General features: G+C 34.4%; 9 protein-coding genes. 4 read left to right on the plus strand and 5 right to left on the minus strand.

All coding sequences use genetic code 11. The features are described from left to right. Positions 1–33: 33 nt before the first annotated feature. On the minus strand, positions 34–822 hold the full coding sequence (locus tag IPH11_10785; GenBank protein ID MBK6914098.1) for a DUF4835 family protein: 789 nt from the start codon (positions 820–822) through the stop codon (positions 34–36). A gap of 73 nt (positions 823–895) precedes the next feature. Here IPH11_10785 and IPH11_10790 point away from each other — a divergent pair, with 73 nt between their 5' ends. From IPH11_10790 to IPH11_10805, 4 genes are all read left to right on the plus strand, one after another. Next, entirely contained in the window at positions 896–1,753 is an 858-nt protein-coding gene (locus IPH11_10790; protein ID MBK6914099.1) for a hypothetical protein, read from the plus strand. A 7-nt stretch (positions 1,754–1,760) separates the two neighbouring features. Continuing rightward, positions 1,761–3,791 (plus strand): helix-hairpin-helix domain-containing protein, encoded by a 2,031-nt coding sequence (locus tag IPH11_10795; GenBank protein ID MBK6914100.1) that lies wholly within the window; start codon positions 1,761–1,763, stop codon positions 3,789–3,791. 109 nt (positions 3,792–3,900) lie between these two features. Further along, positions 3,901–6,258: a response regulator gene (locus tag IPH11_10800; GenBank protein MBK6914101.1), complete on the plus strand. Its 2,358-nt coding sequence runs from the start codon at positions 3,901–3,903 to the stop codon at positions 6,256–6,258. A gap of 45 nt (positions 6,259–6,303) precedes the next feature. Next, positions 6,304–7,764 carry a glutamate--tRNA ligase gene (locus IPH11_10805; protein ID MBK6914102.1) on the plus strand — a complete coding sequence of 487 codons (1,461 nt, stop codon included), beginning with the start codon at positions 6,304–6,306 and terminating at the stop codon, positions 7,762–7,764. A 379-nt stretch (positions 7,765–8,143) separates the two neighbouring features. Here the strand turns inward: IPH11_10805 and IPH11_10810 are convergent, their stop codons facing one another. The 4 genes from IPH11_10810 to IPH11_10825 form a co-directional block, all read right to left on the minus strand. Continuing rightward, positions 8,144–8,815: a hypothetical protein gene (locus IPH11_10810; GenBank protein ID MBK6914103.1), complete on the minus strand. Its 672-nt coding sequence runs from the start codon at positions 8,813–8,815 to the stop codon at positions 8,144–8,146. A gap of 23 nt (positions 8,816–8,838) precedes the next feature. Then, positions 8,839–10,521: a glutamine--tRNA ligase/YqeY domain fusion protein gene (locus IPH11_10815; protein MBK6914104.1), complete on the minus strand. Its 1,683-nt coding sequence runs from the start codon at positions 10,519–10,521 to the stop codon at positions 8,839–8,841. A 131-nt stretch (positions 10,522–10,652) separates the two neighbouring features. Further along, positions 10,653–12,140 (minus strand): response regulator, encoded by a 1,488-nt coding sequence (locus IPH11_10820; protein ID MBK6914105.1) that lies wholly within the window; start codon positions 12,138–12,140, stop codon positions 10,653–10,655. Next, on the minus strand, positions 12,137–14,482 hold the full coding sequence (locus tag IPH11_10825) for a PAS domain S-box protein (protein ID MBK6914106.1): 2,346 nt from the start codon (positions 14,480–14,482) through the stop codon (positions 12,137–12,139). The genes IPH11_10820 and IPH11_10825 overlap by 4 nt, the downstream gene beginning before the upstream one ends. Between the last annotated feature and the right edge of the window lie 55 nt (positions 14,483–14,537).

Here is a 14,537-nt window from a genome sequence, read left to right on the forward strand (position 1 = left end):
AGACACTTTTGTCGGGATAATCTGATAAGTATTCTATAATCTCACCGCTTTTAGCATCAAAAAAGTTTTAATTACAACACTGTTCAAATCAATTTTAGTTCTTAAAGATTCCAGGGTGTTGATAAGTTTTACAATTTTATCCTGCCCGATCTTTTTATTGATAGAGAAATAATCAATGCCGAGATGATAATCGTAAATAGATTCACGAAATTGTCTGTACTTCTCATTCAATAGATCTTCGGCTAAACCCATACGGCTGTAAGTACTGCTGCTTCTAACCCACCCTTCTGATTTTTGACTGTTTGCGCCAAGGTTGCAAATGTTTAATGCTTCGGCAAAAAATGGTGAACCTGCCAAAGATTCAAATGAGTCCCAATCCAATCCTAAAATTATTTTAGCATAATAATCAAGAAAACTTGTAATCGGTTCGAAGGTGGATTGATTTGCATAAAAAGCTTGCCCCTTCTCATATTTGAAAGACCATTTACCATCATTGACTGTAAGCATTAGTGAGTTGCGATCAGTTTTATAAATAGGTCTTTGGCTTGTAACAACAACCTGAGCAGAGTAATCAACATCACTTGAAGCTGAAGTAAAAAAAATATTCATGCTGCAAATAATTTTTTCGGCATCCCAGTTATCATTTGAGAAACGTGTCTTATTCATATAATCTTCAACGGCGGCACCAAAATCTGTTAATAATTCTCTATTAGAAACAGGAAGACTTTCATAATTTACGGTCACGGTGCAATCAAGTTCCTGTGCAAAATTCAGGAACGAAGAGAGGATAAATATTAAACTGAAATATTTTATTTTATACATATACTTACTTTATAATTGTTGATTAAAAATATGAATTTACATTTAATGACACAACAAACTTAATTTAACATAGATGAAAAAAATTATACTTACTCTTCTGCTGACTTTGGGTATGCCAATAGTAACATTCGCGCAATTTAATCCGGGAGCGAAACAAATATCCCTATCAAATGCAGACGTTGCTCTGAGTAATGATGTGTTTGCATTATTCAATAACCCGGCGGGAATTGCTCAGATGAATTGGCGCGAAGTAGGTGTTTTCTATTCCCCCGCCCCATTCGGCTTTAAAGAATTAGCTAATGGATTTATGGCTTATCACGAACCTACTTCGATAGGTTCTTTTGCACTTGGCGGAATGACTTATGGATTTGAACTTTACCGTGAAACAAAAATCCTGCTTGGCTACTCTTACAATTATCAAAATAAATTCTTTGCCGGCGCTGCAATTAACTTCCACAATATTTCAATTCAGAATTATGGCAGCGATGCAGCATTTTATCTGAACATCGGCGGTCTCGCATATTTAACAAAGACCATCCGATGGGGTTTCAGTATTCATAATTTAAATAGAGCTACGGTTGGAAATGAAGATGGTCAAATTCCGATGGTTTTTAATTCCGGATTTAGCGTTGATTTGATAAACGAGCTTGCTCTAAATATTGCCGCCGAAAAAGATATTCGATACAGACCTTCAGTTATGGTTGGAATTGATTATGACATTATTGAATACCTCTCCCTTCGGCTGGGGTTTTCTAATGAGCCTTCTAAATTTTCAGGCGGGGTCGGAATAAACTATTCATTATTCAGTCTTGATTATGCAGTGTTCACTCACCCTGATCTTGGATTAACGCATCAAGCCGGTTTGATATTAAGTTTTGGACGGGATGGGACAAGATTTGAAGCAGTTAAAAAATATCTTGGAATAGAATGAATTTGATATGAATCTCATTTTAAAAAAGAATCTGTTTCTACTCTATATGTTCAGTCTCGTTTTATTTTTTTCGATAGAAAACTTTTCTCAAGTTGATTCTTCTGAAATTATTATTGAAGATAATGTTGATGATTTGCTGCCCGACCTTGATATTGAAACGGACAACTCGGAACTATTTAATCAGATAGAAGAATTATACAGCAGCAAAATTGACTTGAATTCTGATGATCTCGAAACACTCCAAAGCATTCCCGCTATTGATCTAAACACTGTAAATCTAATTTTTAACCATCGTAAAAAGTTTGGTGATTTTTTTTCAATCAACGAATTATATTCAGTGCAGGGGTTGGCAAAAGAGCAGGCGGATAAAATTATTCCTTTCGTCACTATAACTCAAGAAAAAATTAATTACAATCAGATTGAGTTTGATGAAGCCTCTGAATTACCACTCATTAAAAAAATTAATTTGAATTATCGCTCACGGGTTCAAAATGATTTGCAGGATCGAGCCGGTTTTATTGATGGAGATTATGCAGGGTCAAGTTATAAAATTTATAACAGATTTATTTTTAAAGTTTACGATAACTATCAAGCAGGATTCATCTCAGAAAAAGATGCCGGCGAAAAATCATTCAATGATTTTACTTCATTTCATTTTGCTGTACGCGATTTATCTTTAATTAAAATACTTGTCGCCGGCGATTACAATATCGAATTTGGTCAGGGTTTAGTTTTATGGAGTCCGTATGGATTTTCTAAAAGTGCAGATGCTATTTACCCGGTAAAAAAGAAAAGCAGAGACATAATCCCATACACAAGCACTGACGAAAATAAATTTTTCAGAGGTGCGGCACTCTCTGTAACTTTTAGTGATTTCACTTTGTCTGGATATTTTTCAAAAAATAAATTTGATTCAAATACCGATTCGCTAACAAACGGGATTCTTTCTATTTCAGAGACAGGATTACATCGAACTCAAAGTGAAATTGAAAATCGTAAAGCCGTTGAAGAAACTTTTATCGGCGGGCGTGTAGATTACAACTCTCAAGAATGGATAAAAGCCGGGCTGCTGTTTTTTAATTCAAAGTTTAGTAATCATTTCATTTCAGAAAAACCATTCGATTTGGAAGGAAATAATTTCAGTTATAATTCCGCTTACTACAATATCTATCTTGAAAAAATAAATCTATTTGGTGAATGGGCTTATGATGGAAAAGCTGTAGCCTCATTGAATGGATTAGAATTACCCATCAGCAGCAGTTTTAGTTATGTCGCTCTTATAAGAAATTATCCTTCGGGATTTTCCAATTTGCACGGCTTTGGATTTGGCGAGCAATCCGGTTCAACAAAAAATGAATTTGGAATCTACAATGGATTCCGTTGGAAAAGTTTTGTAGGGACTCTCAATTTTTATTATGATCAATTTAAATTTCCCGGTGCAACTTTTAATTCACCCCTGCCTACTTCCGGCGATGAAATACTTGTTGATCTCGACACAAAACCATTGAAAGGGATACAGGCAAAATTTCGTTTTAAATTAGAAAATAAAGAAGTGACTGAATCTATAAATTTTGAGGATCAAATAGCAAAAAGATTGAAACAAAATATTAGAGTTGAATTGATTTACGATATTTCAAAATCTTTAAGAATTAAAAATAGATTTGAATTAGCTGACTATTCGATTAAAGACGCAGAGATTAACGACAAGGGATTTTTATTCTACCAGGAAATGAGATACCTGCCAATTAAAAATTTAACTATCTACGGCAGGGTGGCATTTTTCAGAACTGATTCTTTTAATTCAGCGATATACGTTTATGAAAATGATTTGATCGGAGTATTCAATAATATTGCTTTATTTGGTGAAGGGATCAGATGGTATTTTTTAGCCAGATATAAAATATTGGATTATCTTCAACTTTCATTTAAGTACGCCGAGACATACAAGCCTCAGGAAGATGCATTATCATCCGGTAATTCGCTCATCGAAGGAAATATTGATAATAAACTAAGTATTCAGATTGATGTTAAGTTTTAATCCATCTTTTCAAATGAAGCCTTAAGTTTTATGATTAAAAAACATATCGTTATATTTAGCAAAGTAATTTGAATTACTCATATTGACCCAATTGAAATAGAGAATAAACATGTTAAGCTCCAAAATCGAATCACTGAAAAAGTATAATAACCTCTTTAACATTGCACAGAAATCTTCAAACGATTTCGCAGATAACCTTTGCGAATTTTTGGTTACAGAGTTTGATCTTCAGGCGGTTATTATTTTTAAGATTGACAATAAAAATAATTTGACGGTATTTGGAAAATCAAGCTCTGCTAAAAAAAGTTTTATTTCTGATGAAAATTTTTACTGCTCCGAATGCCCGGCATTGAAACCTGAGAGCAAACACAATACTGTATATCTGCAAAACAATTGTAAACTGCCAGCGACTGACTTTATTCTTTATGAAAGCTGCAGTGTGCTTGATATAACTTCACAGGAAAAAGTACTTTTGAAAATTGCATGCAAGTCACCAATAACTAAAAGTGATTCAGACAATCTTGAAACCATCGGTACAATGGTGGTTAATTTAATTCGGTTTTGGGTTGCAAGGCGCGGAAGTATTGATACTTCACTTAACCAATTGGTCAATGAGATAGCACATGAACTTAGAACTCCCACCAACAGCATCATGGGTTTTGCTTCTTTGCTGAACGAAGAAAACTTAACAGCGGCTCAGTCAGAATATGTTAATACGTTAAAGAATAATGCATTAGACTTACTCACCTTGTTAAATGACTTGATAGACATAGCAAAGATTAATGCGGGTCTGATCAAAGAGAATATTACAACAGTCAGGCTCAAAGAACTTGTTACAGAGATAAGCAGAGCATTTGAGGAAAAATTAAAAAATAGAAGTATCGAGTTCATTATCAATGTTGATAAACAAATTCCAGATCAAATAAAAATTGACACGCAAAAAATCAAATATGTTTTGTTGAATATTATTAATATCTCGAAAAGGCTCATTGATGAAGGTAAAATTACTATTTCGGTAACTCCTGCCCTTCAGAATAATATAACTTTCAAAATATCAAGTACAGGAGGGGGCATTCCATCCAATAAATTGAAAGACATATTTAAGCCTTTCAGTTTGAACGAACTGCCAAATAAACAGACAATCAGCACAAGCGGTCTTGGATTAACATTGTCCAAAAAATATATCGAATTATTAAATGGTGAAATTGAAGTAAGCAGCAATATGGGAAGAGGTACATCATTTATATTCAGCATTCCGGTAGAATTGATTACACCAATTGAGTCACAAATCTCTGCTTTGCCCAAACCCGACGGAAAGAAAAATAAAGTTCTGGTTATCGAAGACGATTATGCAACATCAAAATTACTTAGCAATTACTTAAATAAATGGGGATATGAGCCAACAATTGTAAACTCTGCACATCAGACAAAACAGATTATTGAAAAAGAATCTTTCCTTGCAATACTAATGGATATAGTCCTTCCTGATTCAAGCGGCTTTGAATTGTTAAAAGAACTGCGGGAGAATAAAGCCACTAAATATACTCCTGTTATAGTTTGCTCGGTTGAAACTGAACAACAAAAAGCATTTTTAATGGGGGCGGTAGAATATTTTGTAAAACCGATTCAGTATAAATACCTTGTTGAAGTTTTGATGAGTTATAAACTTAAAAAAGATTCAACGGTGCTGATTGTCGATGATGATGTTCCTACTCTCAACTTAATTAAACAAGCTGTTGAACAGGTGGGTGTGAATGCTCTTGCAGAAAATCATTCATCCAAGGTTATGGATTTAATTGAGAATAAATCTCTCGACCTGGCAATCATTGATTTAGACATGCCGGAAGTCAATGGATTTGAACTTATTAAAATGATCAAGCTTAATCCGCATTTTGGAAAATTACCTGTTATAATTTATACCGGTAAAGAAAATTATCAGGAAGATCTTAAAAAAATTGACGGTTTATTTCAGGAACTGCTAAACAAAAAAAGCACGAACATTGAAGATCTCGCTGAAACAGTTAATGCGATGATCAATAAGTTTGATGAACCTCCAACTTCTTTAGAATTAAAAGAATCAAAGGATTCGGTAAAGATTTTACTCGTCGAGGATTATAAACATTCTCAAATCATTGTAACAAGACTTTTGAAAAAAAATAATTTTGAATCTATCGTTGTAGTTGAAAATGGACAGGAAGCAGTTGATGAAGTTAAAAATAATAAATACGATCTTATATTAATGGATATGCAAATGCCGGTTATGAATGGATTCGAAGCAACTCAAAGAATAAGAGAAATGGAAGAATATAAAAACACTCCGATTATCGCCCTCACTGCTTTCGCGATGAAAGGTGACCGCGAAAAATGTTTGGATGCAGGTGCAACTGACTATATTCCTAAGCCAATCGACAGTCAGGAATTTATCGAAAAAGTTAAACACTACACTGATGTAAAAATGAAGCATTGATTTCATTTTTATATCATTGATTCCCTAATCATTCAAGAATAAATTATGAACTCCGAAAAAATTCGCGTGAGGTTTGCGCCAAGCCCAACAGGTTATCTGCATGTTGGCGGACTGCGAACCGCACTATACAATTATTTATTTGCAAAAAAGAATAACGGCACTTTTATTTTGCGAATCGAAGATACAGATCGAAACCGTTATGTCGAAGGTGCTGTCGAAAAGTTAATTAAGGCACTTAAGTGGGCTGGATTACACTATGACGAGGGACCCGAAGTTGGCGGAGAGTTTGGACCCTACTTTCAGTCACAAAGATTAGATATCTATAAAAAATACGCTGATGAATTAATCGCTAAAGGGAAAGCATACTATTGCTTTTGTTCTCCGGAAAGATTAAAATCTTTACGCGAAGAGCAAGAGAAACAAAAACTGCCGCAAGCAAAATATGACAAACATTGCCTTCATTTATCTAAACTAGAAGTTGAAAAAAACTTAAGCGCCTCAATTCCCAATGTTGTAAGATTAAATATTGAGCAGAATCAATCGATTAAGTTCGATGATTTAATTCGCGGGCATGTTGAGTTTGAAAGTAATAATGTTGATGACCAAATATTAATTAAAGGCGATGGCTATCCGACTTATCATCTTGCAAATGTAGTTGATGATCATTTAATGAAAATCACTCACGTAATTCGCGGTGAAGAGTGGCTTTCCTCAACTCCAAAACACGTTTTATTATATGATTCATTTGGGTGGGATCGTCCAAAGTTTGCGCACCTCCCTCTTCTATTGAATCCTGATCGCTCAAAATTAAGTAAGCGACAGGGCGATGTTGCAGTTGAGGATTATCGCGAAAAAGGTTTTCTTAAGGATGCTCTTATCAACTTTGTAGCTCTCCTGGGATGGAATGCAGGGGATGATAGAGAATTTTATAACATTGATGGTTTGATTAATAATTTCTCCCTTGAACGAGTCAATAAATCAGGAGCGGTGTTTGATCTGCAAAAGCTGCATTGGTTAAATGCCGAGCATCTTAGAAAAAAGTCGGAAGGTGAATTACTTAATTTGCTGAATGAAGAATTACAGAAATCAAAATACAAAGATCAGTTTTATTCTGACATCTACTTGCTGATGATTATCAAAGCAATGAAGGAAAGAGTATCATTTGTAAAAGAGTTCATTGATAACTGTATTTACTTTTATGAAGCTCCCTCACAATACGAACAAAAAGCTGTGGAGAAAAACTGGAAACCCGAAACTCCTGCACAATTGCATAAATTCAAAAATGAATTAGCTGAATATGATAATCCAACTATAGAAGATTTTGAACACATTATTACGAAAGCAGCCGAAGAATTAAAAATCGGAAAAGCAAAACTGATTCACCCGCTAAGGTTAGCTGTTTCGGGTCAAAGCACCGGACCGGGAATGTTTGATTTACTTTTTATTCTTGGTAAGGATGAAGTTTTGAAAAGAATTGACACAGCAATTCAAAAGATATCTGTTTAATATTTGCAGTTTAGATTTAATAGCACTTTAGTGGTAATAAATAGCTCAGTATCGTAACAAGTACAATGTGTTTACTAAACACTAAAATGCTTTGCTTGCGTTTTACATCTTCATCCGTTTGAAGAATAAAATGCGCCATTAGTAATGGAATTAAAAATTGAACTAACATATTGTTCATCAAATATTAATCATCAATTTTGTAATAAAGTGATATAAGCTTAAAAGCTAATATAGTATAGTTATAAGCTTAAAAGCTTATATCATTATTTTTAAGTCTCATACTATAACTAACAAATGCTACAACCTTAAAAGGTTGTAATTAGTAAATACAACCTTTTAAGGTTGTATTATGAAAAAACAAGCTTTTAAGCCTGTATCATCATTTCTTATTTTTAACAGGTATTGAAGCAGCAAGCACAATATTTCTAAAGTAAGCAACATTATCAGCAACAATCGTCCATCCTGAAGCATCCATCTGCTGCGATACAGCGGATTGAGTTATACGAAGTTTAGCTGCAATTGTTTTCTGGCTATAATTTTGCAAAGCCAACAACGCAATTTTACTTTGCTTACTTGTCCATCTTGCAGAAATGAAATCTGTGTTTTGGATAATCAAATCAAGAACATTGGAATTTGGAAGGACATCTGAAACAAATTTCATTTTTCGTTTACCTTTTTTATCCAGCGCTTTCCCGGAAATTTTATAAGCATCTCCAATACCAAAAGATGACTCAATAAAATCAACAGTACCAATTGAAATTGCCATCCTTGCATCAATTGAATCAAGCTGCATTTTTGCTTTTAGATAAGCCCGGTAAAATAATGCAATGTTAAGGGCTAACTCGGGATTTTTTATAAGCAGTTGCCAGCTATCACCGCGGAATAATTCAGGTTCATATCTTAAAGCGTCAGGAAAGACTTTAGAAATCTCTTTGGAACAGCTTTTCATAACTTTTATTAAAAGCTTATGTTTATCTAAAGATAATTTAGATGATTTAACAATATCGCCAGTAATGACTGAGTACAATTTTTTGGTTTTTTCTTTTGCCATATTATTTTTTTCGAATAACGTTTTTATTTCTTACCACCGGTTTTTGACCAAGTGTCTTTTAAAGTTACCGTGCGATTGAAAACAAGTTTTTCTTCTGTTGTATATTTTGTATCAACACAAAAATATCCCTGTCTTTCAAACTGAAAACGATCTCCGATCTTTGCAAATTTTACAGATGGCTCAAGTTTGGCATTTGGAATTATCTCAAGTGAATTTGGATTGATGAGTTCTTTAAAATCTTTTTCTTTCTCTCCTGCCGGGTCTTCAATAGTAAAAAGTCTATCATATAACCGAACCTCACAATCAATTGCGGTATGAACTGAAACCCAGTGAATTGTTCCTTTTACTTTTTTTGAACTTGTCCCTGTTCCGCTTTTTGTATCGGGATCGTAGCTGCAGTTGAGTTGAATTACCTCCCCGCTTTCATTTTTAATTACTTCATCGCATTTAATAATATACGCATAGCGCAATCTAACCTCCCCATTTGGAACCAAGCGATGGAACCCCTTAGGTGGAGTTTCCATAAAATCGCTTTTCTCAATGTAAATCTCTTTTGAGAAAGGAACTTTACGATGACCCATTTCAGCATCCTCAGGATTGTTTACCGCTTCAAGTTCTTCCTCCCCATCATAATTCGTTATCACAACTTTTAGTGGATCGAGAACTGCCATTACCCGCTGAGCACGCTTGTTCAAATACTCACGAATTGCAAACTCAAGTAAAGCAACATCTGTCATAGCATCTCTTTTAGCTACTCCGATCATCTCTGCAAAATTCTGAATTGCTTCAGGTGTATATCCTTTCCTGCGATATGCAGAAATAGTCGGCATACGGGGATCGTCCCAACCATCAACAAATTTTTGCTCGACTAATTCAAGAAGCTTGCGTTTACTCATTACAGTGTAGTTCAAATTCAACCTTGCGAATTCAATCTGCTGCGGATGATAAATTTCTAATTCATTTAAAAACCAATCATACAAAGGACGGTGTACTTCAAACTCGAGGGTACAAATAGAATGAGTAATTCCTTCGATAGAATCTTCAAGTCCATGAGCCCAATCATAAGTTGGATAGATGCACCATTTATTTCCTGCACGATGATGTTCTGAATGAATGATTCGGTACATAACCGGATCGCGAAGAAGCATATTTGGTGAAGTCATGTCTATTTTTGCACGAAGAACTTTTTCGCCATTCTTGAATTCACCCTTTCTCATCCGCTCGAACAAATCAAGATTTTCTACGATTGAGCGATTGCGATTAGGACTTTCTTTTCCTGCTTCAGTGATAGTTCCGCGTAAACCGCGCATTGTTTCAGGATCAGAATCATCAACGTAGGCTTTACCTTTTTTAATAAGTTTAACCGCCAATTTATACATTTGATCAAAATAATCTGAAGCGAAAAATATTCTATCTTCAAAATCGCCGCCGAGCCATTTAACATCTTCTATTATTGAATCAACATATTCCTGTTCTTCTTTGGTAGGGTTAGTATCATCGAATCGAAGATTGAATTTACCATTGTAATCACGAGCTATTCCATAATTCAAACAAATAGATTTTGCATGCCCGATATGAAGATAGCCATTAGGTTCAGGTGGGAATCTTGTATGAACATTTCCGTTCCATTTATTCGTTTTTAAATCTTCATCTATGATTTCGTAGATAAAGTTTTTGGATTTAGCGGGATTAAGATTATCATTCATTTATGATTGCTTCCATTTTTTCAATTTAATTTTTTAAAATTATTTTTATTAGAAATATAAGCAAACTATTGATAATGAGTTTGGAACTACAGAGTATAATTGATAAAACGAGGACAGCAGGATGGGCTACTTCAGATTGATTCGATTAGATTGAGAAGATCGTTACGATTAAATGGTTTAGAGATGTAATGTGAACAGCCTTTAGACAGGAATTCTTCTTTATCACCGGACATAGCAAAAGCAGTTACGGCAACTATCGGGATGTTAGTAAAGTTAGCGTTCGATTTAATTTTTTGAATAACTTCTAAACCGCTAATCCCATTACCAAGATTTATATCCATTAATATTATGTCAAACTTATATTTGGTTAAAAGTTCCAAAGCATCCTGACTATTAGTAGTAGTATGAACATCATGAGTTTTATTTAAAAACATTTTAACCAGCATTAGGTTTGTACTATCGTCGTCAACCACTAAAATATTTTTTATATTACTACTTAATGGCTCCCGAGGTTTATTAATAGTAGGGATATCTTTTATAAATAATTCATCTGGTAACTCCACTTCACTAAAATCTTCCAGCAGTGGAAATTCAATAGTAAAGCATGTGCCTTCGCCTAATTTGCTTTGCACTGAAATATTTCCATTAAGTGTTTCTACGTATTTTTTTGTTATTGTTAGTCCTAAGCCGGTGCCCTCAAACGATCTTCCAATTCCCTCGCTCACTTGTCTGAATGGTTCGAATATCAGATCAATTTTTTCTTTTGATATACCAATGCCTGTGTCTTTCACGCTGATTATTAATACGCCGTTTATTTTTTTAGCTTCAATAATTACACTGCCGGAAAGAGTATATTTAATTGCATTCTCAACAAGGTTGATAAGAATATCACGAAATAGTTTTTCATCAGTTACGAATAGCTGTCCATTTATTTTTAAATCTATAATTAATTTTAATCCCCGTTTTTCAGCAGTCTTTAGAAAGAGTGAACGAATTTCTTTAATGACTTTTGATATAGAGATGGTTTGCTTTCTGATTTCATATTTTTCAGATTCAATTTTAGAGAGATTCAAGATTAAGTTAAGAGTTTGCAGAAGTCGTTTTCCGCTTCCATGAATACTCTCCACCATTTCCTGATATTCAGTACCTTGAAGTTCTTCAGTTAAATATTCAGAAATACCAAGTATGCCGGTTAATGGAGTACGAAGTTCATGGCTCATGTTTGCGAGGAAATTAGATTTTAATTTATTCATTTCCTCAGCTTTCTCCTTCGATCTTAGCATTTCCAGTTCCGCCTGACGTCGAATTGTGATATTACGCGCAATTCCTAAAATCTGACTGGCATGACCAGCTTCATTCCGGATGAAAGAAGTTTTGACCTCACACCATACAGTGCTATTGTCTTTGCGAATAAACTCCACCTCTAACATTCGATTCGGATAATCTACTCCATTGCCGTTCATTTGATCTTTTTGAATTTCTTCTTTTAACACATTTAGTGCATTATCAAACGATTTTTTCGTCAGAACTTTTTCGATGTTGGATTGATAAATTTCTTCGGGGGTATATCCGGTAAGTGATTTACAGGAAGGGCTAACGTACTTGAAATTCAGATTCAAATCAAAAGTAAAAACAACATCGGCAATATTTTCTGCGAGCAGTCTATATTTTTTTCGCTTTCGCTTAATTCCAATTCGAAATTTTGTTTTCTAATAAGACTGCTGATATTATTCGCCATCGCTGATAGTACTGCAATTTCAGTTTCAGACCACTGTCGTTCGCTCCCGCAATCATCCATACCGATAAATCCCCAAAAATAATTTTCATGAAATATAGGAAAAATTATTATTGATTGTATGTTTTCATCCTCGAACAATTTTCTTTCTGCTTCGGGGAAATCACGAACTAATCCTGTGATATATCTGTTCTGTGAAAGATGTTGATACCAGCTTGGAAAATTTTTTTCATAAGACAGATTTTGAAGATCAAGATTCTGAATTTGGGGAACTGCTTTATCCGAACACCACTCAAATCTCTGACTCATTAAATTCTCATTATTTTTTTTATCGTAATGATTTTCAAAGATATAAACTCTATCAACCTGTACAGCCTCGCCGATAAGTTTTAATGCAGTATTTAAATTGTTATTATAATCATTTTTGGTTAGAAGAATTTCTTCGGCTTTTGACAAAGCAGATAGAATTCTTATCAGTTTGTTCTGTTCATCCTGAGCTTTCTTACGAATTATTGCAAGCGCTGCCTGATTGGCTATGAATTCAAGATGCCTTTGATCAGCTTCAGTATAACGAAGATTCTGTTCGTAAGATTGGACAACAATTACCCCAAAAATTTTATTATCTGATTTTAACGGTACTCCAAGCCAATCAACCGAGTCTTCACCGATTAAGTCAACCTCGCCATTTATTCTTAATTGATTAAAAATATCCGGTGTTGCAAGTAATGCTTTTCCGGTTCGAAGAACATATTCTGTTAGACCTTTTTCAATAGGTTTTGTTGCAACTGGTTCATCAATTTCATCAACAAAGTAAGGGAAATCTATTACTTGTTTCTCCGGATTGTACAGAGCAATATAGAAATTTTTTGCCCGCATAACTTTTTGAGTTGATTGATGAATGAAGCTAAAAAGTTCTTTCAGATTATTTACCGAATTTACCGCTTCAGCAATTTTGTATGAGACCTCTTTTAAACTTTCCGCCTTTTTAAGATCTGTAATATTTCGAATAATATTTAGAACCTTATTTTTTTGAAAAGGAACGAATCTTATTTCATAAAAATTCCTTTCCCCATTCAGTTGAGCCTCATATTCCTTAATCTGAACCTTCCCTGTTACTGAATAATCATCAAACATTTTTTGAAGATCCGGAAAATTGATCTGGGTAAAAATACTCTTTAGATTTTTACCAATAATTTCAGATCGGGGAAAAGGCAGTGGAATGAAATCAGGCGCATAATATTCCAGACAGAAACCATTTCTATCAGTAACGAATACTAGATCAGGGAAAGCACTCATCAATGCGACGTATCTTGCTTCACTATTCAGCAATGCGTCTTCAGTTTGTTTACGTTTAGTTATGTCTCTGGTAATTCCTAAAATTGCGTTGGCGTTTTTATTTTCGTCACGAATAAAACTTAAAGCAGTTTCCGTCCAGATTAATCTTCCATCCTTGCATTTTTCTCGAAGCACAACCGTACGGGTTCTGTTTTTATCTATTCCAGGCAAGTTCTCATTTTGTAATTCTTCAGTAAGAATACGAGAGAGTATTTCCAATGAATCAGGAGTAAGAGTCTCTTCCAATTTTTGATTCATCGTTTCTTCAACTGTAAATCCTTTCACTTTCAGACACGCGGGGCTTACAAATTTGAAATTTAGCTGGAGGTCACGTATCCATATCATATCTTGTGAGTTTTCAGATATGAGTTGAAATTTTTCTAATGCATCTTTAAGAACTTTTTCGGATTCTTTTTCTTTTGTCACCTCCCTTGCGCTGCCAACTGTGCCGATAAGCTTTCCACTATCATCGAATAACGGTGCTTTGTGAACATCAAGAAAAAGAAATTTTCCTTTAACATTTCCCGATTCGTCAAACTTTGTAGGCGTTAGATTTTTTTTGACTACTTGATCAGTGTCCTGACAAATCTCTCCGAACGTATGCCACAGTTGTTCTTTGGGATGGCGCTCTCTTTCTCTTTTAGCAAAAAAGAGATCGGTTTTATTTAACGGTTCAGTAGTATCGGCAGCGTTTAGTAGATTATTACAAATCGCTCTATTGGCAAAAATGTATCTATCGTTTAGGTCTTTTGCCCATAGCATATCAGGGCAATTATCTGCAACGAGGCGGAAAATTTCAGCGAGGTTTTTATAGTAAACAAGTTGCTTTTTCAATTCCTCCAGTGAGGTGGTAGAACTGAACGATTTTTTATTTTGTTTTTGGATAGACATATTTTCACTTTGGCTTTAATACTATATTTTAATATGGAGGATTACACATTGTAGT

The sequence above is a fragment of the Ignavibacteriales bacterium genome (assembly GCA_016709155.1).
In the GTDB taxonomy this organism is placed as follows: domain Bacteria; phylum Bacteroidota; class Ignavibacteria; order Ignavibacteriales; family Ignavibacteriaceae; genus JADJEI01.

Coding starts and splice junctions, on each gene's coding strand:
- IPH11_10810 (MBK6914103.1), bottom strand. CDS start 8,815: ATGGCAAAAGAAAAAACCAAAAAATTGTACTCAGTCATTACTGGCGAT.
- IPH11_10805 (MBK6914102.1), top strand. CDS start 6,304: ATGAACTCCGAAAAAATTCGCGTGAGGTTTGCGCCAAGCCCAACAGGT.
- IPH11_10800 (MBK6914101.1), top strand. CDS start 3,901: ATGTTAAGCTCCAAAATCGAATCACTGAAAAAGTATAATAACCTCTTT.
- IPH11_10825 (MBK6914106.1), bottom strand. CDS start 14,482: ATGTCTATCCAAAAACAAAATAAAAAATCGTTCAGTTCTACCACCTCA.
- IPH11_10795 (MBK6914100.1), top strand. CDS start 1,761: ATGAATCTCATTTTAAAAAAGAATCTGTTTCTACTCTATATGTTCAGT.
- IPH11_10785 (MBK6914098.1), bottom strand. CDS start 822: ATGTATAAAATAAAATATTTCAGTTTAATATTTATCCTCTCTTCGTTC.
- IPH11_10790 (MBK6914099.1), top strand. CDS start 896: ATGAAAAAAATTATACTTACTCTTCTGCTGACTTTGGGTATGCCAATA.
- IPH11_10815 (MBK6914104.1), bottom strand. CDS start 10,521: ATGAATGATAATCTTAATCCCGCTAAATCCAAAAACTTTATCTACGAA.